The sequence below is a fragment of the Actinoplanes rectilineatus genome (assembly GCF_000962825.1).
GTDB lineage: Bacteria > Actinomycetota > Actinomycetes > Mycobacteriales > Micromonosporaceae > Actinoplanes > Actinoplanes rectilineatus.
In genome coordinates, this window is record NZ_JZKF01000083.1 from 1 (window position 1) to 22670 (window position 22670).

A 22670-nucleotide genomic window follows, 5' to 3' on the forward strand; every position below is an offset into this window, starting at 1 on the left:
CGCCCAGTGCGCCCGTAATCAACACACCACCACGGGCGTGGTGACTTCAGGCGCCCAGTGCGCCCGTAATCAACACACCACCACGGGCGTGGTGACTTCGGGCGCCCAGCGCGGCTGAAGTCACCACGCGGGCGGGCTTCCCGCACCCGGACCATGAAACGCGTCTTGGCCGCCCCTCCGACACTATTCGGCGGGCCTCGTGGGGAGTGTCCCCGTGCGCGGATGGGGCACGCTGAACGTCATGACGATCATTCTCACGCCCGTACACCGTGACGACCTGCCCGGCTTCACCGATGTCTCCCTCGCCACCGCGCTGAACCGCCCGGCTGGCGCGGCAGCCGCCATTCCACCGTCCTGGGCCGCGCGGTGAACGGCGACCGGCCCCCGGCCCGAAGCGTCGACCGGACCCCCGACGGCCAGGCCCCCAGCCACCGCCATTCCACCGCCGACGACGGCCGAGGCCCGGACCGCCCCGAGCACCAGAACGCAACCGTGAACTACGGCCGGGGTCGGGACGGGAGCGTAAACACGGACAGGAACGAGAGCACGGACGGAAACCAGAACACGCGCGGGAACGAGAGCACGGACGGAAACCAGAACACGCGCGGGAACGAGAACACGCGCGGGAACGAGAGCGCGGGCGGCCGGACGCTCTGTGTCGTCGTGTGTGCGGCCGGCCCGGCGGCGCGCGCCGGGGTACTCGTCGGCCTGGCACAGCGGGCCGGCTGGACCGTCCGGGTGGCGGCCACCCCGCACGCGACCCGGTTCCTCGACCTGGACGAGTTGGAGCGGCTGTCCGGTGCGCCGGTGCGGTACGACTTCCGGCCGGTCGGTGATCCCGGCCCCACCTGGACCGGTGCGGACGCCGTGATCGTCGCCCCGGCCAGTTTCAACTCGGTCAACAAGCTGGCCGCCGGAATCTGCGACACGTACGCCCTCACGCTCGTCGCCGACCTCATCGGACGGGCCCGGCCGATCACCGTCGTGCCGTTCGTGAACACCGTCCTGGCGTCGCGCCGGCCGTTCCTGCGGGCGATGGACTCGCTGCGTGACGAAGGCGTACACATCATCTTCGATCGTGACGACTGGGAGCCGCACCCGCCCGGTGAGGGTGACCGCCGACTGGCCGATTTTCCCTGGGCCCGGGCGCTGACGTCGATCACGGGCCGGTGACCAGCGGTCACGGGCCGGTGACCGGCGATCACAGGTCGGCGCCCGGCGATCACAGGTCGGCGATCACGGGTCGGCGCCCGGCGATCACAGACCGGCGATCATCGGTCGGCGACCGGCGGCCCCTCGCAACCGACCGCATGGGCCGCGACGATGCCGCGGACGATGCGTTCGAGGTGTTCCCGGTCGGCGGGGGCGAGATCGGTCAGGATGGTGTCGGGCAGGTGGGCGCCGACGTCGGCGTACAGGGCGTCGGCGGCCTCCTTGCCGCGGGGCGTGACGTTCAGGGTGATCGCCCGCCGGTCCTGCTCGGAGGTCTCGCGGGTGACCATGCCGAGTTTCTCGATCCGGTCGACGAGGCCGCTGAGTCCCGGTTTCGCCAGGCCGAGGAGGCGGGCGAGTTCGGTCATGCCGCGGGGCCCGTCCTTGAGCATGCAGAGCAGTTGCGCCTGGGTGGCGGTGAGCCCGTGGTCGGCGCAGATCTGCCCGTAGCGGCGTTGCACCACGATGGTGAGGTTCACCAGTGCCGATCCGAAGCCCTGCTCGTCGCGATTCACGACCGGTTCCTCCTTGCAAAGGTTCGCAATACGAACTAATTTAGTTCGTAGCGCGAACCTTCGGACGCGCTGACCGCCAGGATCTCATGAGGGAGTGAACACGTTGGCATTCGATACCCGCAACGGCAGCCGCGGAGCACGCCAGCCCGGGGGACGGCTGCTCGGCTTCATGAACCGCCTGATGATCGGCCGGGTCCGGCGGGGCGGCGGCGGCAACCTGATCGTGCTCACCACCCTCGGGCGCAAGAGCGGCGAGGAACGCCAGTCCCCGGTCGCCGGGTTCCCGCTCGATGACGGCGCCTGGCTGGTGGTGGCCTCGGCGAACGGCGCCCCGAAGAACCCGGCGTGGTACTACAACATCGGCGCCCACCCGGACCGGATCCGGATCGAGAACCGCGGGCGGACCGTGCCGGTCAGCGCCGAGCAACTGCACGGCGCCGACCTGGAGGCCGCCTGGCAGACCATCGTCGCCGCGCAGCCGCGTTTCGGCGATTACCGCACCAAGACCGACCGCGAGATCCCGGTCATCCGGCTGACACCGCGGGCGGCCTGACCCGGCCCGGAGCGGCCCGGCTGCGCACAACGGGAGCGGATCCGGCCGTCCGACGTTAATGTGCGTTCATGAGGGGTGTGGGCGGACCGGCTGCCGGGCGCTGGCGCGCCACCCGGCTGCCCGGCCTGACCGTGCGGATCTGGTCGCCGCCCGCCCGGACCGACCGGATGCTCGTCGCCCACGACGGACCGGAGTACCACCGGCGCGGCGGGCTCGGACGGTGGGCCGCGACCGCCATCGCCGCCGGACGCGTCGCGCCCTTCCACCTCGCGCTATTGCCACCCGGCGACCGCGACGAGTGGTATTCCGCCTCCCCGGGGTACGCCCGGCTGCTGACCACCGAGATCCTGCCGCGCCTGTCGCCGGGCCGTGCGGTGGTCGGCGCCGGGGTCAGCCTCGGCGCCCTCGCCATGCTGCACGCCCAGCGCCGCCATCCGGCCCGGTTCGCCGGCCTGTTCCTGCAGTCCGGCAGTTACTTCCAGGCGCGGCTCGACCGCCAGGAGTCCGGGTTCCGGTACTTCCGGCGGATCACCGGGTTCACCACCCGGGTCCGGCACGCCACCCGCGGCCCCGCCGTCCCGGCCGTGCTCACCTGCGGCGCCGCCGAGGAGAACCTGGCCAACAACCGCGCCATGGCGGACGCCCTGCGACGACAGGGATATCCGGCGACCCTGGCGGCGACCGGCGGCGCCCACGACTGGGAGTCCTGGCGCGACGCCCTGGGCCCGCATCTGACTCCGCTGCTGCACCGGATCTGGCCCGTTTGACACTGGGAGGCGGCCGTGGCCGACGTCGAACACACCATCGGACTGCTGCTGGGCACCGAGGACGACTGGCCGCGGGCCTACGAATCCCTGCTGCGCCGCCTCGGCACGGTCACCGGGCCGGACGGGCGCAGCCATCGCGCCCGGTCGGTGCGGGTCACCATCGAGCCGTTCAACCTGCGCGACCGGCCCCGGCACGACCTGGTGATCGACCGGCTGGCCTACTGGTACTACCACCCGCGGGAGTGGCTCAAGAAGATCGCGCTGATGGACGATGTGTACCTGCTGAACAGCCCGTTCACGTTCCAGTCGATGGAGAAGCATGCGGCGTACTGCGCGATGATGCGGCTCGGGCTGAAGGTTCCGGAGACGGTCCTGGTGCCGTTCAAGAACCCCCTGGAGAATTCGCGCTGGGCGTACACCGCGGCCCGGTACAACCGGCCGTTCGATCTGGAGTCGACGGCGGCGGCGATCGGGTACCCGCTGTGGATGAAACCGTACGACGGCGGCGCCTGGGTCGGCGTCTCGAAGATCCGTAACCCGGACGAGCTGCACACCGCGTACGACGCCTCGGGGGAACGCCTGATGCACCTGCAGGCCTCGGTGGAGGGGTACGACGTCTTCGCCCGCACCCTGAGCATCGGGCCGGAGACGATGGTGATGAAGTTCCGGCCCGAGCAGCCGATGCACGCCCGGTACGAGGTGGACCACAACTTCCTGTCCGCCGCCGCCGGTGACGAGGTGGTCACCGTGTCCCGGCTGGTCAACGCGTTCTTCCGGTGGGAGTTCAACTCCTGCGAGACGCTGGTGCGCGGCGACGAGGTGTACCCGATCGACTATGCGAACGCGTGCCCGGACGTGGCCCTGACGTCGCTGCACTACTACTTCCCGTGGGCGATGACGGCGCTGCTGCGCTGGACGGTGTTCTGTGTGGTGACCGGCCGGAGGCCGCGGCTGGACACCGACACGTCGGAGTACTTCGCGATCGCCGACGACCCCTCCCTGGGGTACGCGGAGAAGCTCGCCGGTTACCGGCGGCTGGCCGACGAGTACTTCGAGGTGGAGCGGTACCAGGAGTTCTGCGCGAAGCACCTGGCCGGCGTGGACGAGATCGTCTTCGACTGGGTGTCGTCGGAGGAGTTCCGGTCGCTGCTGCGCGAGACGGTCCGGGCGATGTTCCCGGTGCACGAGCACGAGAAGTTCCTCGGGCACTTCCACGGGCTGGTCGACGCGTGGATCCGGGACCAGGGGCGTTGACGCGGTAACACGTACGCAATAAACATATCTCCATGTCTCTATGGGAGCGCTCCCGAATCATCGGCCTCACCTCCGCCTTAGTGATCTTCGGCTCCACCGCGCCCGCGTACGCCGACGAAGTCGAACAGGTCGTCAACGGCGGGTTCGACGGCACCGCCGACCCGTTCTGGTCCACCACCGGCATGCCGATCCAGCTCGACGACGGCCGCGCCTGCGTGGACGTGCCCGGCGGCACCGTCAACCGCTGGGACGCCGCGGTCGGGCAGAACGACATCGACCTGGTCGCCGGCGAGTCGTACCGGTTCAGTTTCGACGCGAGCGGCGACGCCGGCCACGTGGCGCGGGCGATCACCGGGCTCGCGGTCAGCCCGTACGACACGTATTTCGAGGTGTCACCGACGGTCGGCGACACGCAGCACTACGAATACACGTTCACGGCCGGCACCTCCACGGACCAGGGGCAGGTCGCCTTCCAGGTCGGGGGCAGCCCCGACCCGTGGCGTTTCTGCGTCGACGACGTCAGCCTCGTCGGCGGCGTCCCGCCCGAGGTCTACGAGCCTGACACCGGCCCCAGGGTCCGGGTCAACCAACTCGCCTACCTCAACAACGGCCCCAAAGCCGCAACACTCGTAACGGACAAAACCACTAAGACCGCCTGGTCCCTGGCCGACAAGTCCGGAAGAGTCGTCAAGAATGGCCAATCGACGCCGCGCGGCATCGACCCGTCCTCCGGACAGAACGTCCACACGATCGACTTCACCGGGTTCCGCCAGCGGGGCGAAGGGTTCACCCTGACCGCGGACGGCGAGACCTCCCACCCGTTCGACATCGGCGGCGACGCCTACCAGCAACTCCGCACCGACGCGCTCAAGTTCTACTACACCCAGCGCAGCGGCATCGCGATCCGCGACGACCTGCGCCCCGGGTACGCCCGCCCCGCCGGCCACCTCGGCGTCGCCCCCAACCAGGGTGACACCGCCGTGCCCTGCCAGCCGGGCGTCTGCGACTACACCCTGGACGTCCGCGGCGGCTGGTACGACGCCGGCGACCACGGCAAATACGTCGTCAACGGCGGCATCTCGGTCTGGGAGCTGCTGCACGAGTTCGAGCAGTCCCCGACCGCCCGCACCGTGAACCTGGACATCCCGGAGAGCGGCGACCGCACCCCCGACCTGCTCGACGAGGTCAGGTGGGAACTCGACTTCCTGCTCAGCATGCAGGTACCGGGCGGTCACCCGTACGCCGGAATGGTCCACCACAAGATCCACGACGCTGCCTGGACCGGTCTTCCGCTGCTGCCCCACCTGGATCCGCAGCCGCGGGAACTGCACCCGGTCTCCACCGCCGCCACCCTGAACGTCGCCGCGACGGCGGCGCAGGCCGCCCGGATCTACCGGCCCTACGACGCGGCCTTCGCGCGGCGGGCGCTGGCTGCCGCGACGACCGCCTACCAGGCCGCCAAGACCAACCCTGTGGTGTACGCGCCGGAGTCCGACGGCGTGGGCGGCGGCGCCTACAACGACACCAAGGTGACCGACGACTTCTACTGGGCGGCGGCCGAGCTGTTCCTCACCACCGGCGACAAGTCGTATGCGACCGACCTGCTGGCCTCGCCCGAGCACACCGCGGACTCGTTCGGCCCGGTCGCGTTCGACTGGGCGACCACCGGCGCGGCCGGCAAACTCGACCTGGCGCTGGTGCCGAACGGCTTCACCGGACGTTCCGCGGTGCGCACCCAGGTGCTGGCCGGCGCGGACGAGTACCTCGCGATCCAGAAGGCGCACCCGTACGGCGTCGCCTACTCCCCCGCGAACAACAGCTGGGACTGGGGCTCGGCCAGCATCGTCGCCGACAACACCGTGGTGATCGCCGCCGCGCACCGCCTCACCGGCAACGGAGGATACCGCGACGGCGTGCTCACCGGCGTCGACTGGCTGCTCGGCCGCAACGCCCTCAACATCTCCTACATCACCGGGTACGGGGAGGTCAGCGCGCAGAACCAGCACAGCCGCTGGTATGCCGCGCAGCTCGACCCGGCCCTGCCGCATCCGCCGGCCGGCACCCTCGCCGGTGGTCCCAACTCCTTGATCCAGGACCCGTACGCCCAGTCCAAGCTGACCGGATGCGTCGGGCAGTTCTGCTACATCGACGACATCCAGTCCTGGTCCACCAACGAGCTGACCATCAACTGGAACGCCGCCCTGGTACGCCTCACGGGTTACGTCGCCGATCTCGCCTGAGTCGAGTCGCTGACAGAGATCTTGCAGGTGGTGGGCCTACGCTGGGGGTGCGATCGCACCCTCAGCGGGAGGTCCGCCCATGCAGGCTCTCCGGTTCGCCGCGGCGCTCTACGCCCGGCAGCTCGGCATCGTCCACCGCGGCCACCTCCGCCGCGACGCCCTGTCGCTGCTGCACCTGGCGCCCGGGCGTGACGACCCCTACCGCATCTACCGCCGGGTCCGCGACGCCGGCGACCTGACCCGCACGGCGCTCGGCCACTTCATCACCGCCCGGCACGCGGTCTGCGACAGTGTGCTGCGCGACCGCCGGTTCGGGGTGCGGGCCGCCGACATGAACGGGCCCGGCGCACCCGGCGACGAGATCGACATGTCGTTCCTGGACCGCGACCCGCCCGACCACACCCGGCTGCGCCGCCTCGCCCAGCCTGCGTTCAGCCCTCGCCGGATCGCCGGCTACCGCCCACTGGTCGAGCGTCGCGTCGACCAGCTGCTCGACGCCGCCGGTCCCATGTTCGACCTGGTCCCCGCGTTCGCGTCGCCGCTGCCGATCACGGTGATCATCGACCTGCTCGGGGTGCCGGCGTCCGACGCCGACGGGTTCGCCGCGCACGGCGCGGTCATCGGCAGCGCCCTCGACGGCGTCCGCTCGCTGCGGCACGCCGCCCGGCTCCGGACCGCCAGCGGTGAACTCGACCGGGTCTTCGAGCGGCTCTTCACGCTGCGCCGCACCGCGCCGGCCGACGACGCGGTGAGCCGCATCCTGGCCGCCGAGGGTGATCAGATCCAGTCACACGAGCTGTTGCCGATGTGCCGGCTGCTGCTCGTCGCCGGCTTCGAGACCACCGTCAACCTGATCGGCAACGCGGTCACCGCCCTGCTGGATCACCCCGACCAGTGGCGCGCCCTCTGCGACGACCCGGCCGGTCTGGCCGGGCCGGCCGTCGAGGAGACGCTGCGCTGGGATCCGCCGGTGCAGCGGACCTCCCGCATCGCCCTCGAGGACGTCGAGGTCGCCGGTGTCCCGGTGCGCCGCGGCCAGTTCGTGGTCAGCCTGATCGCCGGCGCCGGCCGCGACCCGGCCGTGCACACCGACCCGGACCGTTTCGACATCACCCGCACCCCGGGCGTCGACCACCTGGCGTTCTCCAGCGGCATCCACTACTGCGTGGGGGCGCCGCTGGCCCGCCTCGAGGCCACCGTCGCGCTGCAACGGCTCGCCGAACGGATGCCCGGCCTGCACCGCGCGGGTGCCGTCCGCCGCCGCAACTCCGGCGTCATCCGCGGGCCGATCAGCCTGCCGGTCGCCCTCACACCGAGAAGGTCTGCGTCGACGGCGGCGCCGGCGGCAGGCCGAACAGCCCGGTGAGTCCGGTGACCCGCAGCTGCCGGTGCACGAACTCGTTCGGGTTGCGCAACTCGAACCGCGTGCCGAAATCGCGGGCCGCCTCATATCCGGCGACCAGCGCACCGATGCCCATCGAATCCATGAACGTGACGAACATCAGGTCGACGATCATCAGCTCCGGCCGGTCCCGGGACACCGTCTCGACCAGCTGACCGCGCAACGCGCCGACCGTCGCCGCATCGAGACTGCCCCGCACCTCGACGACGATCGTGCCGTCGGCCTGCTGCCGTGCCGTGATCACGGCCTCACCCATCACGCCCTCCGAGCCTGGCGACCTGCCCGTTCGCCTCACCGTACAACTCCGCACCCGCCCCTCGCAGGCTGCCGCGTGGTTCGGTGGACGCGGCGCACAGGGCGTACGCCTGACGACGGTTCGTTTCGCATCGCGCACAGGGCTTCGCATATCGGGCGCCGGTTCCGCCGTTTCTCCGGCCTGTCGCTCCGCTCCCTTCTCGCCGGCGCCCTCGCCGCCGGCCCTTCCCGCCCGGCGCCCTCACCGGCGCTTTTCCCGCCCGGCGTCCGCTCTTCCTCCAGCGCGGCCCGGCAGTCCGGGGAATGGCGGTAGCCGTGGCCCATTCGACAGAGAGTGATCGTCCATACTGTCTCAGCAACGGTATCGATCATCATGAACGGGGAGTGTGCATGCGGACTCTGGTGAGACGGATCCTGGCGGTCGCCGCCGCGTTACTGCTGGTGCCGGTGACGGCGCCGCAGGCTGCCCAGGCCGCGACGACGAAGCGGCTGACCGGCCTGCAGTGGAACGTCAGCGGCGGATGGAAGTACCAGACCGGCGGCGCCACCACGCTGATGATCAACACGCTCTTCGACGCGATCATGTCGAGGAATCCGATCCCGGACTTCGTGGCCCTCAACGAGGTCTGCCAGAGCCAGTACTCCGCACTGATCACGAAGCTTCAGGCAACCGACTGGCCGGCGGACGAGACCAACTTCGCCCGGTTCCAGGCCACCCGGAACGCCGAGGCCGGTCCGGACAACCCGGACGTCTGTCAGGGCAACCCGGTCGGCATCGCCCTGTTCAGCAGGCAACCGCTGGGCGCGGCGATCCGCATCCCGCTGGAACCGAACCCGGCGTTCGACAAGGACGAGATCCGGCACCTGCTCTGCGCGCCGACCACCACCATGACGGTGAAGTACTGCGTCACCCACATCACCCCGACGCCGTTCGGCACCGCCGGCAAGGCCCAGCTCGAACAGGTCCTCGGCCACGTCGAGCAGTTCGAGGCGGCCGGCGAGACCGTGCTGGTGGCCGGGGACTTCAACGGAACCCCGAGATGGCCCGAGTTCGACGTCTGGTACCACCCGAGCGTCGACACCACGGCGAACAGCGGCAACACCGGCAACTGGCGGGAGATGGACGACGCCGACCCGTACTGCCTCGGGTACGGCGAGGGCACCACCAAGGCGACCACCGGCAGCCCGTGCGGCACCGGCACGAAGATCGACATGATCTTCTTCCCGAACGACCGGCTCGCCGGGCAGCACTCCGGTGACTCGCTGCCGCTGAGCACCTGCGGCAACGAACTCTGCTCGGACCACCGCATCGTCTGGGGCTGGGCCGATCTGAGCATCGACTGACGACAGTGCCGAAGGGCCGCAACCCGCCGGTGGGCGCGGTTGCGGCCCGGTCCTCTCAACCCTGCCGGGGCGGGTCAGGGGCGGACGGCCGGCAGGAGAACGCCGTCGATGATGGAGACGAGGAAGTCGCGGTCGAACGGCTTGCGCTGAATGAGTGCCCGGTAGGCGGCGATGGACGGGATGACCTGGGCAAGGGTCTCGATGTCGGCGGTGGCGCCGACCTCGCCGCGGCTCACCGCACGGGACAACAGCACACGATTGGCGGCGGCCCACGGTTCCACGATCGCGTCGTTCGCCGCCTCGGCGAGCCCGCGGTCCTGGCTGAGCATCGACGCGAGCCCCGCCATGATCGAGAGCTGGTACTCGCCCTCCTCGACGGATGCCGGTTTGAACAGCGCGAGGATGTCGCCACGGAGGCTGCCGGTGTCGGGCAGGCTGTCGAGGTCCGCCTGGCTGCGTTTCATGTGCCCGACGGCATCGAGGACCAGGTCGGCCTTCGACGGCCAGCGACGGTAGAAGGTGCCTTTACCGGCCTTCGCCCGCGCCGCCACCGCGGCCATCGTCATACCCGTGTAGCCGACCTCCGCCAGAACCTGCAGGGCCACATCCAGGATCTCGGCGTCGCGGTGGGGGTCAGGCTTGCGGCCCGGACGGCGGTGAACGGTCCGGCCGGCCTCGCCGTCCGTGCCGGCGTCACCCGCGGTCGGGTCGTCCTGCGTCATAACGGTGGTCTCCTCGCTGCCAGATGCATGTCCTGCTCGAAGTCGGTCCCGATCCATTGTTGTGCCGACGGCCCGGTGGGCGGCACACGGGGCCGCGTGCCGCCCACCGGCGGTCGAGGCAGGGCTCAGACCGCGGGAACGTGAGACGCCGGAGAGGAATCGGTCAGGCGAGGGTCACTACTCGTGGGCGTTGACCAGCCAGGTCACCCCGTACTGGTCGGTGACGATGCCGAAGCCGGGCGACCAGGTCGACGACGCGAAGTCCTCGACGACGACCGCGTTCACGGCCAGACGCTTCCAGAGCGCTTCGGCTTCGGCGAGGCTGGTGCTGCGCAGGGTCACGAACATCGGCTGCTCCGTGATCGTGGTGCCGTTCGCGCGCCGGGTGGACCCCGGCTTGCCGAAGTCCGGCGCTTGCGTGCCCGGGATGTCGTAGCCCATCAGGAGGACGCCGTCAGCGGTGGTGATCTGACCGAAGACGATCCGGTCGCTGTCGGGCATACCCGCGGGCATACCGAAGTCCTGATAGGTGTGCGACAGCAGGTCGCCGTCGAAGACATCCCGGTAGAACTCCAGTGCCTGGCGCGCCTGGCCGCCGGCGAAGTTGAGGTGCGGGATCGCGGAGGTCGACATGAGAAGGTTCCGTTCGTTCGAGGTGCGGGGGTTGATCAGCGCCGGCGCAGTGTCGCGTCGGTGAGCGCGGGCGGGAAGTAGCCGGCGTCGCCGGCGGTCATGTTCCGGCCCGGAGGCACGATCTGGTCGATGCGGTCGAGGACGTCCTGATCGAGAACGAGGTCGGCGGCGCCGAGCTGGCTGTCGAGCTGTTCCACGTTCATCGGGCCGATGATCGGTGCGGTCACCGCTCGGTGGGCGAGCACGAAACCGAGTGCGAGGTGGATCAGGGACAGGCCGGCCTCGTCGGCAAGCAGGGCGAGGGCCTCGACGGCGTCGAGCTTGCCGGCGTTGCGCGGGGCGTCGATGTCGAAGATGCCGGGCATGAGTTCGGTACGGCTGCTGACCTGGCCGGTCGCGCCCTTGCGGAACGTGCCGGAGAGCCAGCCGCCACCGAGCGGGCTCCAGGTGAGCACGCCGATGCGGTGTGCCTCGGCGGCGGGCAGGACATCGGCTTCGATCCCGCGGGCGAGAATCGAGTACGGAGGCTGCTCGGTCACGAACCGGCTCAGTCCCCGGCGTTCGGCGGCCCACTGCGCCTCGACGAGCTGGTGGGCCGGGAACGTCGACGAACCGAAGTACCGGATCTTCCCGGCCCGCTGCAGATCGGTCAGTGCCCCCAGCGTCTCCTCGATCCCGGTCGCCGGGTCGGGGCGGTGCACCTGGTAGAGGTCGAGGTGGTCGGTGCCGAGTCGTTTGAGGCTGCCCTCCACAGCCCGCATGATCCATCGGCGTGAGTTGCCGCGGTCGTTGACGTCGTCACTCATCGGGTTGTGGAACTTGCTCGCCAGGACCACCGCGTCGCGGCGCGTCCCGGCCAGCGCCTTGCCGACGATCTCCTCGGCCTCGCCCCGGGCGTAGAGGTCGGCGGTGTCGACGAAGTTGATGCCGGCGTCGAGCGCGTGGTGGATCGTGCGGATGGAGTCGTCGTGGTCCCTGTTGCCCCAGGATCCGAACATCATCGTGCCCAGCCCCAGGGAGCTGACGCGCAGTCCGGTGTCGCCGAGAGGGCGGTACTGCATGTGATCACCCGTTCTTCAAGACGGCTCCGCATCACATCGCAGGAGTCTTCATCTGAGCCGAAGGCTCCTGAGCTGCGACGGAGCGAAGCTTGCCCCTTAAACGGTACCCGCCGGTTTCGGTAACGGCAAGTATCGGTACCCGCTGGTATTAATTTATTCCGGCGCAACGGACCGGGTGAGGACCGCGATCAAGAAGCCCCTGGACACGTGTCGTGGTCAGCGCCCGCGTGGCGACTTCAGCCCGCCCCCCAGTCACCACACCCCGATACGGGCGTGGTGACTTCGGGCGCGTGGAAGCTCGTCAGTCCCGTCGTTGACTCGACTCCGCGTTCCGGCGGACCAGGGAGTGGCGGTAGCCGTAGACGGCGTAGATGATCAGGCCGGCGGCGAGCCAGACACCGAACCGGATCCAGGTGTCCAGCGGCAGGTCGGACATCAGGTAGACGGCGAAGGCCACCCCGATCAGCGGCAGCACCGGCGACCACGGCACCCGGTACGGCCGGGGCATGTCGGGCCGGGTGCGGCGCAACACGATCACCCCGATGTTGACCAGGACGAACGCGAACAGCGTGCCGATGTTGACCAGCTCGACGATGGTGCCGAGCGGGACCAGCGCGGCCAGGATCGCGATCAGGACGCCGAGGGTGACGGTCAGCCGCGCCGGCGTACCGAAACGAGGGTTGACCTTGGCCATCCGGCGGGGCAGCAGGCCGTCCCGGCACATGGCGAAGAAGATCCGGGTCTGTCCGTAGAAGATCACCAGCACCACGCTGGTGATCGCGACGACCGCGCCGAGCGCGAGGATCCCGGCCGCCCAGGGCATGCCGGCGCCCTGGTCCAGTGCGGCGGCCAGCGGCGCGTCACTGTCCTTCATCTGGTCCGGGGAGGCGATGCCGAGCGCCCCGGCGGTGGTGAGCACGTAGAAGAAGGTGCAGATGATCAGCGATCCGATGATCGCCCAGGGCAGGTCCCGGGCCGGGTTACGCGCCTCCTCGCTGCCGGTGGAGACCGCGTCGAAGCCGATGTACGCGAAGAAGATGATCGCCGCGGCCGCCGTCACCCCGTCCGCGCCCGCCGGGGCGAACGGGTGGAAGTTGGCGGTGCTGAAGTTCACGAACGCCACCACGATGAAGAACACCAGCACGACCAGCTTGATCACGACCATCACCAGGTTGACCCGGGCGCTCTCGGTCACGCCGCGGATCAGCAGGGCGGTGATCGCCAGGACGATGAAGACGGCCGGAAGGTTGAACACGCCACCGTCCTCCGGCGACTTGGCGATCGCGTCCGGAAGGCTGACCCCGAACGCCGCGTCCAGGAACGCGTTCAGGTTGCCGCCCCAGCCGATCGCGATGCCGGCCACCGACACCCCGTACTCCAGGATCAGGTCCCAGCCGATCACCCAGGCGACCACTTCCCCCAGCGTCGCGTACGTGTAGGTGTAGGCCGAACCGGAGACCGGGATCGACGACGCCAGCTCGGCGTAGGACAGTGCCGAGAACACGCAGGCCAGCGCGGCCAGCACGAACGACAGGATCACCGCCGGCCCGGCGATCCCGGCACCCTTACCGATCACCACGAAGATCCCGGTGCCGATGATCGCGCCGACGCCCATCGCGGTCAGCTGGGTGACGCCGACCGCCTTCTTGAGCTCGGAGCCCTCCTCGGCCGTCCCCTTGATCAGCGATCCGACGTCCCGGATCGCGAACAGTCCCGCCTTGGCCATGGCGCCCCCTCATCAACCGCTGGACCTCACTCATCCCGCACTTGCCACGCTCGCAAGCGCAACGACGAGCCGATCAGCGCGATGCGACAACTTCAGTCATCCGGGTTGCCAGTCCCCCTACGAAGTGGATGATGGCCGGCTGATCAGGGTGGTCCGGCACGGAGGGGATCGCCGCAGCATCGGGGCACCGCCCTTGCGCGGACCCGGAGCATCGTCGCCGCTTCCACGCCCGCGGTGTCCAGCACCCGCCGAGCCCTCCGGCTACCGCTGCTTCCGCCACGGTCCGAAGGCCTGCTCGTAGCTCTCCGCCAGTTCCGGCGAGTCGGCCGTCCCGCTGAGACAGTCCCAGACGCCCCCGTCGCCCGCCGTGATCAGGTACGTCTGCCCCTCGCGGTAGGAGACCGCGTCGGGGTTGCCGCCGTCCTGCCGCAACCGCACGGTCGCTCCCGGTTCCCCCCGGAAGGTGTGGGTGACCGTGATGGTGACCGAGGCGTCGACCGTGCCCACCTCCGTCGTCGCGACGTCGGTCACCGACGTGACCGTGCCCTCGAAGACGACCTCGGCGTCCTTGAAGAACTCCGCCTCAGGCTGCGCGCAGCGGGCGGCCGCACCCCCGGCCGTCAGGGTGAGGCCGGAGGATGCCGCCGGGGACGGTCCGGCACCGGGGTCCGCGGTGCCGGCGGAGTTCACATCGTTCGGGTCGCCGGCGCAGCCGGCCAGGGCCAGACCGAGGGTCAGGGTGCTGGCGAACATCGCGTACTTCATGGTGCCCTCCCGGATCGGATCTCCTCGTCACCTGTATGTGTCCGGGAGGGACGATGGTCTTTCGCCGGTGGTCCGGCCCGACGGACAGTGACCCCGCCATGCACACCGGTCACTGCCCGCAACGAACTCGGACCGGACGGGACCGGACGGGATGATCAGAAGGCGCGGTGGCGGCCCACCCGCTCGGTGTGTGAGGGGACACCGTCGCCCGGAGGGGCCGCGCAGGGAGCCGCCTCAGGAACACGGACAGAGGAGACGGCCGACGGCGGTCCGGCTGGTTGCGGCACCACCGAAGGGTGCGGCACCCCGGACTCACCCGGAGCCGACGGCCGGGGTGCGACGGCCGGCTGAGCCACGGCGGGGTGAGCGGCCGGCTGAGCCACGGCGGGATGGGCGGCCGGCTGAGCCACGGCGGGGTGCGCGGCGGAGGTCGGGGCCGACGCGGCGCGCTCGTCCCACGGGGAGAGGGCCGGGTGGTGCGGCCACGGTTCCAGGTCCATCAGCGGGACGTAGACGCGCGCGTCCACCGCCTCGGCCAGCAGCAGGGCCGTCACCATCGCCGTCGGACGTGCCGCCGGGTCGCGGTCGAGGCAGCTGAAGCACAGGTCCAGGACCTCCGGCGGGACGCCGTCGAGGTGGGGCAGGGGTTCCGGGTCGGCGAAGCGCTGCGCTATCACCAGGCCGGTGCTCGTGCGGGCGCTCCACGGCAGGCGGCCCGACAGGCAGTGGTAGAGCAGGGTGCCCAGGGCGAACATGTCCGCCGCCGGGGTGGCCGGTTCGCCGTCGAAGCGTTCCGGGGCGATGTAGGCGGGGGTGCCCAGCACCGGCGCGTCCGGGTCGGCGTCGTGGGCGCCGACGGCGGCGGCGATGCCGAAGTCGAGGACTTTCGCACCGGCCGGGGTGAGCATCACGTTCGCCGGTTTGATGTCGCGGTGCACCACGTGTTCGACGTGGGCGGCGGCCAGGGCGGCCGCCACTTCGGCGCAGACGCGGACGCCGATGCGCCAGTCGAGGGGGCCTTCGGCGAGGTGCGCGCTCAGGGTGCGGCCCTCGACGAGTTCCATCACGATGTAGGGGACGTCGCGGCCCGGCGACGGCGAGGTCCCGAAGTCGTGCACGCCGGCCACGTTGGGGTGGGCCAGTCGTGCCGCCGAGCGGGCTTCGGCGCGGACCAGGTCCACTCCCGCCTCACCGAGGGTGCCTTCCACCGCCGGCGCCATGATTTTCACGGCGACCGGCCGGTCGAGGACACGGTCGTGTCCGCGCCACACTTCTGACATGCCGCCCAGACCGATTCGGTTCACCAGCTGGTAGCGCCCGCCCAGGGTCCGCATCGTGCCTCCTCACCGGGGTGGGAGAGGACCGGCCCCGCCCCGCCACCAGGTGTACCCCACTCACCGGGGCACAAACGCCGGTGGCGGCCCGCGGGGGTACGGCCCGGACGGCCCGGGCGCCCGCGGATGTCCGGGTGTAAACATGACGCCGATTCGTCGTGCGGCTCGGCCGAATGGCGGATGTGATCACCTATTCGGCGCGGATTTACCGGAACCTTCATGCAATAGCGCCGGGATGTCGGCGTGCACGGTGGAATCGACGATTCGGGAACGCTCCCAAATCACTTTCGAAGCTGTGTTCCGCCTGTGTGCCTTTGTGGCGGAAACGGGACTCGGGGATACCTTACGGAAACATTGTAGGAGCCTTAAGGAAACACCAAGAGACTCCCCGTCGTCACTTACCGTAGACATCGACTGTCATCGGGGATCACTGCGGGCCCCACGGGGAGACACTCACCGCACCGGCACGCAGAGTGACCGGATGCTCATCGGAAGCCGGTAAAGAAATGGCGGAGACACTCCTTGTGAGAGCGGCTCCGCCATCGACAGTGCGGCCGTTTTCCGCGCACACCTGACGTCGCCGACGACGTTAGGCCATGTGGATCGAGGTGTGAAGGCGGGTGCCGCCGCACGTGACGGCACTCTCACACCGATCGGCGGCGCCGCCCCGAGCCGTCCGCGACTGATCACTGTGCGCTTATACCCGTACCCGCTGGAGTGGATCATGATCACCCACCGCGACCGGCCGGAGACGGCGATCGGGGCGCCCCCGGCGAGGCACAGGCCCCGGGAGACGCCCCGATCACACCGGCAGATCAGACCACCTGGGTACGCAGATCATGGGCCCCGTCCGGGCGGGTGGCCTCGTAGTACAGCCGGCAGCGGCCGTCCGGCAACCCGACCAGGCTGAGATAGCGCAGCCCGTGCGGGGCGTGCGGGCTGCCCACCGGCTCGCCGTCGTCCGCGGTCAGCGCGCCGAAGGTGCCGTCCGGCAGGCGCACGCCGCGGGCCACGCCGGTCCGCTCCTCCCAGTTCTCGCTCGCGGTCGCCCGGCCGTCGTAGGAGACGGTGATCCCGTCGCCGTCGACCCGGACCGAGGAGACGCGCACGCCCCGTGCGTCCCACTGCCCGGGACGGCCGGCCAGCGCGGTCCCCCGCCAGGTCCAGTGCACGCCGTCCGGGCTGGTCGCGTACCGCGTGGTCATCCGGTCGGCGTCGTCCCAGGACTCCAGGGGGTGCACCGACGCCCACAGGTGCCAGCCGTGCTCGTCGTGGTGCAGCACCGGGTCCTTGACGCCGACGGTGTCGTCACCGGCCAGGACGGTCACCGCGGGCGCGGTGGGCAGGCCCTCCGGGGTGTCCGCCTCGAGCATCTCGACCCGCCAGTGCTTGGTGCCGGGGGTGGCGGCGCTGACGTAGAGCCGCCAGCGGCCCTCCGGGGTGCGCACCAGGGCCGGGCGTTCCAGGGATTCGGCCCCGAACCGCTCCTTGCCCACCTCGGCGACCACGGTGAAGCTCAGGCCGTCGGTGGAGCGGGCCACCACGTTGGCGATGCCGCGGCCGGCCCCGAGCGGCAGGCGCAGACGGTACGCCAGGTAGATCGCCCCGTCGGCGACGATCGAGCTGGGGGCGCCGGACCACGCCCCCGGCTCGGCGCCCGGCGGCTCGACCACCACCGTGGAGTCTTCCCAGCGTGGCAGGGGCAGGACCGAGATTCCGGTGGTCAAGGCGACTCCCCGAGGTAGCGGCGGCGGGCCCGTCAAGTCTGCACCATCCATCGTGGCGAGCGGGTCAGGCGCGGGCATGCCGGTCCAGGCTGAGCCAGTCGTCGTAGCGCTGGCCGGTCACGTCCTGCAGCAGGGCGATGTCGTCGGTGAAGTGCGGCAGCAGCGCGGCCCGCTCCTGCGGCGTGGTCACCGGGCGGTTGCCCCGCTTGCGGTGCAGCAGGGTCAGCAACGGGCCACGAGCGGCGAGCCGCAGCGGGACCGGGAACCGGTGCCCGACGGTGCCACCGGCCCGGAGCAGGCCGCGCAGCACCCGGTTCAGCCCGTTGTCCTCGACGTAGTGCCGGTTGACGTTCTCCCTCGGGATCGAGGTGAGAACGCCGGTGCGGACGCCCAGGAAGGAGCAGACCCGGTCCAGCGTCGCGGCCGGGCTGTCCTTGAGATCGCGATACCGTAGCAGAAGCACCTGTTCCGCAGAGAACCGCTGGTAGAGGTGCTCGAGCTGCTGTCCGTAAAGGCCCAGTCCGATGTAGTGCCAGAAGTCCGCCCAGCCCGCGGCCCGGCGTTTCTCCTCGGCGGCACAGGCCGCGAGGAAGTCCGCTTCGGACTCGAGACCGGCGACCCACAGGTGCGTCCAGTTGGAGTGCGCCCGGTCCACCGGGTCCCGTAGCAGGACGATCATCTTCACGTCCGGGACCAGGGCCTGGATCCGGTCGTGGGCCTTCAGGTCGTACAGGTAGAAGGGTGTGGCCTCACCGCGCAGCGCACCCGGCGGGGCCGGTGCGAAGAGGGCCTCGTAGTCGTCGCGCCGCCAGACGTGCTCCTGGTAGGTCTGCACGTCACCGGGGCCGCCGAAGGCCGGTGGGGCGCCGTCGGAGAGGAAGAACTTCGGCTCCTTGACCGGCGACAGGAACAGCTGCGGGTGCCGCGTCAGTGCGGCGTGCAGAGCGGTGGTGCCGGCCTTGGGCACGCCGGCGATGAGGAAGTCGGGCAGCGGCACGGGTCCCCCTGAGGGTGCGACAAACGACCTTTAGCCTACAGATCGACTAGGAATTCGCACCCCGGCGGGCGATCACTGCCGCTTCGGCCGGCTCCGGAGCCGCCACCAGGCGGAACGCCGGAAGCGGGTGCATCCCCCGCGCTCGCACAGAACACACTCGCTGCCCGGGCGGTAGTGCCGGTGCGCGGCGTACGGATGCCCGCAGACGCAGGGCGCGGTGTCGGAAGCCATCGAGTCACCAACGGACGAGAGCGTCGGAGGCTACGGGTGCGCGCCGGCCGGATGCCATGGCCACCACCGTAGCCAGCCTCTGCTCCTCACGCCCAGCAACGGCGCACTCACCCGACCAGGTGACGGATATACGCTGCGTTAAGAGTCAAGCCCGAAAAGTTAGGTAGAAGAAAATAAACCCGAAAATTCTTCTTGTCCGGTTTTGTCATGATCGACTCCGCTATTATGCATTCGTCATAGGCTCTCCGCCTGAGACCGAAGCAGGGAGTATGTCCGTAACACAAGGTAACGATGTGGCCTAGGTCGCGCCGGGTTACCTCGGAGGACTTGCTTTGGCCATACTGAAACTGTCAGCTTTGAGGCCGCTGTGACCCAGACCTTTCTCGCGGTATGTTGACGCTACGTAATCCCTTGCTAGGTTGATTTCCTGAAGCGAGCGGCTGTGCGAACCCAGGGTCGGGAATTCGCGCGACAAGTCGCATTGCCGCCCCCGGAAGGGACCGACATGGAGCTTTCGCACTTGAATACGAACACCGACAGTAACCGTCCGCAATCACCCACAGTAAGTGTGGTGATTCCTACCCTGAACGAGGAGCGGAACCTGCCGCACGTGTTCGCGAAGCTCCCGGAGATGATCACCGAGGTGATCGTCGTCGACGGTGGCTCCAAGGACCGCACCGTCGAGGTCGCGCGTCAGCTGCGCCCGGACGCCGTGATCGTGCAGCAGACGCGTAAGGGCAAGGGCAACGCCCTCGCGTGCGGCTTCTCCGCCTGCACCGGCGACATCATCGTGATGATCGACGCCGACGGGTCCACCGACCCGGGCGAGATCCCGCTCTTCGTCGAGAAGCTGATCAACGGCGACCACTTCGTGAAGGGCTCGCGCTTCAGCCACGGCGGGCACAGCCACGACATCACCGCGCTGCGCAAGCTCGGCAACGACGGCCTCAACCTGGTCGTCAACGTGCTCTTCCGCACGCACTTCACCGACCTCTGCTACGGCTACAACGCCTTCTGGCGCAACGTCGTGCCGGCCCTCGACCTCCCGGACACCGCGCTGCCGCGTCCCGCCGACGGCAGCAAGATCTGGGGCGACGGCTTCGAGATCGAAACCATGATCAACATCCGCGCGGTCGTCGAGAAGCTCAACGTCGGCGAGGTCGGCAGCACCGAGCACGAGCGGATCCACGGCGAGAGCAACCTCAACACCTTCCGCGACGGCTTCCGCGTGCTGCGGACCATCTTCAGCGAGTACGGCCGGATGCGGCGTCGCCGGAGCGCGGGCCTGCCGCCGTTCGTGCAGAGCCTGATGTCGCTGCCGGTCACCCCGGCCGCCCCGCAGAACCCGGGCCTGCAGCAGCAGGTCGCCCACCACCCGGTGGACCCGCGGCGCGAAGCCGGTCACCTCAACCGGTCCAGCGCCCCCCGTGAGGTCGGCACCCGCCGCACCGACGACATCAACAAGCTGCGCAGCCGGGCGCTCGACGACCTCGGCGCCCAGCCCACCCAGGATCTGAGCTCGCTGCGGGCCCGGGTCATGGAAGAGGACGGCACCCGCCTCCCCGCCTCGCTCGACGACTGAGCGCCCCTCCCGCCCACAGGAGCACTCCCCTCGTGAACCCCACCCCTCTCGCCACGACGATCGTGATCCCGACCTACTCGGAGGTGCGCTGGGAGTACCTGACCCGGACCCTGTCCTCGGCCCGGGCCCAGACGTACACCCCAGAAGAGATCATCGTGGTCGTCGACCACAACCCGGCGATGTTCGCGCGGATCCAGCGCGAGCTGCCGGGGGTCACCGTTCTGCAGAACGAGTACGCCCAGGGCGTCTCCGGCAACCGCAACACCGGCGCGTTCCACGCCAAGACGCCGCTGATCGCGTTCCTGGACGACGACATCGTCGCCGAGACGGACTGGCTCGAACGGCAGATCGAGCCGTTCACCGACCCCACCGTGGTCGGCACCGGCGGCGCGATCGAACCCGCCTGGGAGGGGCCGGCGCCCAAGTGGATGCCGGACGAGTTCCTGTGGGCTGTCGGCGGCTCGTACGCCGGCATGCCCACCGAGACCGCGCCGATCCGCAACGTCTGGTCGGCCAACATGATCGTCCGCCGGGACGTGTTCGTGGCGGCGGAGGGTTTCCGGGTCGGCTTCGGCAAGCTCGGTGACCGCAACCGTCCCGAGGACACCGATCTGTGCCTGCGGATGAGCGAGGTCAGCGGTGGCCACTGGATGTACGTTCCGGCCGCCGTCATCCAGCACGAGGTCCCCACCGAGCGGGCCAGCTTCCGGTTCTTCGTGAAGCGCTGCTACGCCGAGGGCCGGGGCAAGGTGCAGATGTCCGGCCTGCACGAGAACGACGCGCTCGGCGCCGAGCGCAGCTACCTGTGGTCGCTGCCGAAGGCGGTGCTGCGCCACGTCGGCGCGGGACTGACCGGCAAGGGCGCCGACCACTTCCTCCGCGCCGGCGGCGTCGTCGCCGGTGTGACCGCTGCCGGAGTCGGCGGCGTTGTTGAGACGGTGAGCGCTCGCCGCAACCGTACGGACGCGGGAGCAGGACAATGACCTCTGGAACCGGCATCACCCCGGCCCCCGGGCTGGACGAGGAGAGCGGCATCCGTCCCGCCGTCGTCCTCGACCTCGAGCTGTCCGAGCCGCTGCCGCCGGTCGCCGCGGTGGCCCCGGACGGCCGCCGGGTGCAGCAGGCCTGGGCACTGGTGCGGCTCTTCACCGAGCCGCTCGGCACCATCCTGGTCGACGTGCCCGACCACGGCCTGACCCCGGCCGACCTGGCCGCGGCCGTCGAGGCTCAGCTGGGTTCGGTGGTCGGCCCGCGCCTGGGCGGTGCCCGGGTGCCGTCGACCGGTCTCGTCCCGCAGTCCGAGCCGGCGTTCCTGGCCGGCCGCCGGGCGGCGCTCGCGGCCGCGCCGGACATCACCGTGGTGATCTGCACCCGGGAGCGTCCCGGCGCACTGGCCCGCGCCCTGGACAGCCTGCTCAACCAGGAGTACGCCCCGGCCCGGATCCTGGTCGTGGACAACGCCCCGGAGACCGACCAGACCGCCGAGGTGGTCCGTTCGGCCGCCCGCCGCGGCAAGGTCGACTACCTGTTGGAGCCGAAAGCCGGGCTCTCCTTCGCCCGGAACGCGGCCGAGGCCGCCACCCGCGGCGAGATCGTCGCCTGGCTCGACGACGACGAGCTGGCCGACCGGCACTGGCTGGCCGAGGTGGCCCGCGCGCTGGTCGAGCACCCCGAGGCGGACGTCGTCTCCGGGGTGATCGTGCCGGCCGAGCTGGAGACCAAGGCGCAGCTGTGGTTCGAGCAGTTCGGCGGGCACAGCAAGGGCCGCGGGTTCAAGCCGGACACGTTCGGCCCGCACACCGCGCACCTGCAGAGCCCGCTCTACCCGCTGCCGCCGTTCGGCACCGGGGCGAACATGACGTTCCGTCCGGGTGTCATCGAGCGCATCGGCGGCTGGGACAACGCGCTCGGCGCCGGCACCCCGGCGATGGGCTCGGAGGACACCCTCGCCTTCACCAAGGTGCTGCTGGCCGGTGGGACGATCGTCTACCAGCCGACCGCGGTCACGCACCACTACCACCGGCGGGACTTCGCCGGCCTGCACAAGCAGATGGTGGGGTACGGCACGGGGCTCACCGCGGCGTACACCGGTCTGGTGCTGGGCCGCCCGGGACTGTTGTTCAAGCTGATCCAGCTGGCGCCCACCGCGCTGCGTGATCTGACCGGCGCGGACAGCCTGCGGGTGTCCACGCTGAAGGACGACTTCCCGAGGGAGCTCCTCACGGCCAACCGGCGCGGGATGATGGCGGGACCGCGGGCTTACCTGCGCGGACGACGCGCCGCCCGGGCCAAGCTCCGGGGCACCCGCTAACTGATCATGAAGAAGTACCATCTACCGGGAGTTCCGCCC

Annotated in this window: 20 protein-coding genes and 1 pseudogene; 11 read left to right on the forward strand and 10 right to left on the reverse strand. The window is 70.2% G+C overall.

Going from position 1 to position 22670, the window contains the following annotated elements:
* Window positions 1–241 precede the first annotated feature (241 nt).
* Both WH85_RS53895 and WH85_RS37575 read left to right on the forward strand, forming a co-directional pair.
* Window positions 242–370, forward strand: a complete 129-nt coding sequence (locus tag WH85_RS53895) for a hypothetical protein (RefSeq protein ID WP_281179128.1) — start codon at window positions 242–244, stop codon at window positions 368–370.
* A gap of 293 nt (window positions 371–663) precedes the next feature.
* The gene (locus WH85_RS37575) at window positions 664–1173 is read left to right on the forward strand and encodes a flavoprotein (RefSeq protein WP_045746925.1); all 510 of its coding nucleotides are present in this window, start codon (window positions 664–666) and stop codon (window positions 1171–1173) included.
* A 98-nt stretch (window positions 1174–1271) separates the two neighbouring features.
* Here WH85_RS37575 and WH85_RS37580 read toward each other — a convergent pair whose 3' ends face one another.
* Window positions 1272–1727 (reverse strand): MarR family winged helix-turn-helix transcriptional regulator, encoded by a 456-nt coding sequence (locus WH85_RS37580; protein WP_052721081.1) that lies wholly within the window; start codon window positions 1725–1727, stop codon window positions 1272–1274.
* A 103-nt stretch (window positions 1728–1830) separates the two neighbouring features.
* On the opposite strand from WH85_RS37580, the gene WH85_RS37585 reads away from it, so the two are divergent.
* The 5 genes from WH85_RS37585 to WH85_RS37605 all read left to right on the forward strand — a co-directional run bounded on the left by WH85_RS37585 (window position 1831) and on the right by WH85_RS37605 (window position 7907).
* Window positions 1831–2280: a nitroreductase/quinone reductase family protein gene (locus WH85_RS37585; protein ID WP_045746926.1), complete on the forward strand. Its 450-nt coding sequence runs from the start codon at window positions 1831–1833 to the stop codon at window positions 2278–2280.
* Window positions 2281–2348: 68 nt separating this feature from the next.
* Complete coding sequence (locus WH85_RS37590; RefSeq protein ID WP_083449559.1) at window positions 2349–3047, forward strand: alpha/beta hydrolase; 699 nt, start codon at window positions 2349–2351, stop codon at window positions 3045–3047.
* A 15-nt stretch (window positions 3048–3062) separates the two neighbouring features.
* Window positions 3063–4301, forward strand: coding sequence for an ATP-grasp domain-containing protein (locus tag WH85_RS37595; protein WP_045746905.1), 1239 nt, complete (start codon window positions 3063–3065; stop codon window positions 4299–4301).
* A gap of 32 nt (window positions 4302–4333) precedes the next feature.
* Window positions 4334–6541 (forward strand): glycoside hydrolase family 9 protein, encoded by a 2208-nt coding sequence (locus WH85_RS37600; RefSeq protein ID WP_052721082.1) that lies wholly within the window; start codon window positions 4334–4336, stop codon window positions 6539–6541.
* A gap of 79 nt (window positions 6542–6620) precedes the next feature.
* Entirely contained in the window at window positions 6621–7907 is a 1287-nt protein-coding gene (locus WH85_RS37605) for a cytochrome P450 (protein ID WP_045746906.1), read from the forward strand.
* Here WH85_RS37605 and WH85_RS37610 read toward each other — a convergent pair.
* Window positions 7849–8199 (reverse strand): STAS domain-containing protein, encoded by a 351-nt coding sequence (locus WH85_RS37610; protein ID WP_045746907.1) that lies wholly within the window; start codon window positions 8197–8199, stop codon window positions 7849–7851. The genes WH85_RS37605 and WH85_RS37610 overlap by 59 nt on opposite strands.
* A gap of 389 nt (window positions 8200–8588) precedes the next feature.
* Here WH85_RS37610 and WH85_RS37615 point away from each other — a divergent pair, with 389 nt between their 5' ends.
* Window positions 8589–9542, forward strand: a complete 954-nt coding sequence (locus tag WH85_RS37615) for an endonuclease/exonuclease/phosphatase family protein (RefSeq protein WP_052721083.1) — start codon at window positions 8589–8591, stop codon at window positions 9540–9542.
* 74 nt (window positions 9543–9616) lie between these two features.
* Here WH85_RS37615 and WH85_RS37620 read toward each other — a convergent pair whose 3' ends face one another.
* The 8 genes and pseudogenes from WH85_RS37620 to WH85_RS37655 all read right to left on the reverse strand — a co-directional run bounded on the left by WH85_RS37620 (window position 9617) and on the right by WH85_RS37655 (window position 18507).
* Complete coding sequence (locus WH85_RS37620) at window positions 9617–10264, reverse strand: TetR/AcrR family transcriptional regulator (protein WP_045746908.1); 648 nt, start codon at window positions 10262–10264, stop codon at window positions 9617–9619.
* Window positions 10265–10441: 177 nt separating this feature from the next.
* Window positions 10442–10897 carry a VOC family protein gene (locus tag WH85_RS37625; protein WP_045746909.1) on the reverse strand — a complete coding sequence of 152 codons (456 nt, stop codon included), beginning with the start codon at window positions 10895–10897 and terminating at the stop codon, window positions 10442–10444.
* A 35-nt stretch (window positions 10898–10932) separates the two neighbouring features.
* Window positions 10933–11958, reverse strand: coding sequence for an aldo/keto reductase (locus WH85_RS37630; RefSeq protein WP_045746910.1), 1026 nt, complete (start codon window positions 11956–11958; stop codon window positions 10933–10935).
* A gap of 301 nt (window positions 11959–12259) precedes the next feature.
* Window positions 12260–13684 (reverse strand): amino acid permease, encoded by a 1425-nt coding sequence (locus WH85_RS37635; RefSeq protein ID WP_045746911.1) that lies wholly within the window; start codon window positions 13682–13684, stop codon window positions 12260–12262.
* Window positions 13685–13945: 261 nt separating this feature from the next.
* The gene (locus WH85_RS37640; protein ID WP_045746912.1) at window positions 13946–14449 is read right to left on the reverse strand and encodes a hypothetical protein; all 504 of its coding nucleotides are present in this window, start codon (window positions 14447–14449) and stop codon (window positions 13946–13948) included.
* Window positions 14450–14871: 422 nt separating this feature from the next.
* Window positions 14872–15783: pseudogene (locus WH85_RS37645) on the reverse strand (serine/threonine-protein kinase); the annotation flags it as partial.
* Between the two features lie 815 nt (window positions 15784–16598).
* Window positions 16599–17510: a glycoside hydrolase family protein gene (locus tag WH85_RS37650; RefSeq protein ID WP_045746913.1), complete on the reverse strand. Its 912-nt coding sequence runs from the start codon at window positions 17508–17510 to the stop codon at window positions 16599–16601.
* A gap of 64 nt (window positions 17511–17574) precedes the next feature.
* Entirely contained in the window at window positions 17575–18507 is a 933-nt protein-coding gene (locus WH85_RS37655) for a sulfotransferase family protein (RefSeq protein WP_045746914.1), read from the reverse strand.
* 736 nt (window positions 18508–19243) lie between these two features.
* Here WH85_RS37655 and WH85_RS37660 point away from each other — a divergent pair.
* Genes WH85_RS37660 through WH85_RS37670 form a run of 3 tightly spaced genes read left to right on the forward strand, consistent with a single transcriptional unit; the run spans window position 19244 to window position 22631 of the window.
* Window positions 19244–20320: a glycosyltransferase family 2 protein gene (locus tag WH85_RS37660; protein ID WP_083449561.1), complete on the forward strand. Its 1077-nt coding sequence runs from the start codon at window positions 19244–19246 to the stop codon at window positions 20318–20320.
* A 32-nt stretch (window positions 20321–20352) separates the two neighbouring features.
* Window positions 20353–21303, forward strand: coding sequence for a glycosyltransferase family 2 protein (locus WH85_RS37665; protein ID WP_045746915.1), 951 nt, complete (start codon window positions 20353–20355; stop codon window positions 21301–21303).
* The gene (locus tag WH85_RS37670) at window positions 21300–22631 is read left to right on the forward strand and encodes a glycosyltransferase family 2 protein (protein ID WP_045746916.1); all 1332 of its coding nucleotides are present in this window, start codon (window positions 21300–21302) and stop codon (window positions 22629–22631) included. The genes WH85_RS37665 and WH85_RS37670 overlap by 4 nt, the downstream gene beginning before the upstream one ends.
* Window positions 22632–22670: the final 39 nt, after the last annotated feature.

Bases quoted from the DNA above. Each gene is read 5' to 3' on its own strand.
- WH85_RS53895 (WP_281179128.1), top strand. From the start codon at position 242: ATGACGATCATTCTCACGCCCGTACACCGTGACGACCTGCCCGGCTTC.
- WH85_RS37590 (WP_083449559.1), top strand. From the start codon at position 2,349: ATGAGGGGTGTGGGCGGACCGGCTGCCGGGCGCTGGCGCGCCACCCGG.
- WH85_RS37600 (WP_052721082.1), top strand. From the start codon at position 4,334: ATGTCTCTATGGGAGCGCTCCCGAATCATCGGCCTCACCTCCGCCTTA.
- WH85_RS37605 (WP_045746906.1), top strand. From the start codon at position 6,621: ATGCAGGCTCTCCGGTTCGCCGCGGCGCTCTACGCCCGGCAGCTCGGC.
- WH85_RS37610 (WP_045746907.1), bottom strand. From the start codon at position 8,199: ATGGGTGAGGCCGTGATCACGGCACGGCAGCAGGCCGACGGCACGATC.
- WH85_RS37615 (WP_052721083.1), top strand. From the start codon at position 8,589: ATGCGGACTCTGGTGAGACGGATCCTGGCGGTCGCCGCCGCGTTACTG.
- WH85_RS37620 (WP_045746908.1), bottom strand. From the start codon at position 10,264: ATGACGCAGGACGACCCGACCGCGGGTGACGCCGGCACGGACGGCGAG.
- WH85_RS37625 (WP_045746909.1), bottom strand. From the start codon at position 10,897: ATGTCGACCTCCGCGATCCCGCACCTCAACTTCGCCGGCGGCCAGGCG.
- WH85_RS37630 (WP_045746910.1), bottom strand. From the start codon at position 11,958: ATGCAGTACCGCCCTCTCGGCGACACCGGACTGCGCGTCAGCTCCCTG.
- WH85_RS37635 (WP_045746911.1), bottom strand. From the start codon at position 13,684: ATGGCCAAGGCGGGACTGTTCGCGATCCGGGACGTCGGATCGCTGATC.
- WH85_RS37640 (WP_045746912.1), bottom strand. From the start codon at position 14,449: ATGAAGTACGCGATGTTCGCCAGCACCCTGACCCTCGGTCTGGCCCTG.
- WH85_RS37660 (WP_083449561.1), top strand. From the start codon at position 19,244: ATGGAGCTTTCGCACTTGAATACGAACACCGACAGTAACCGTCCGCAA.
- WH85_RS37670 (WP_045746916.1), top strand. From the start codon at position 21,300: ATGACCTCTGGAACCGGCATCACCCCGGCCCCCGGGCTGGACGAGGAG.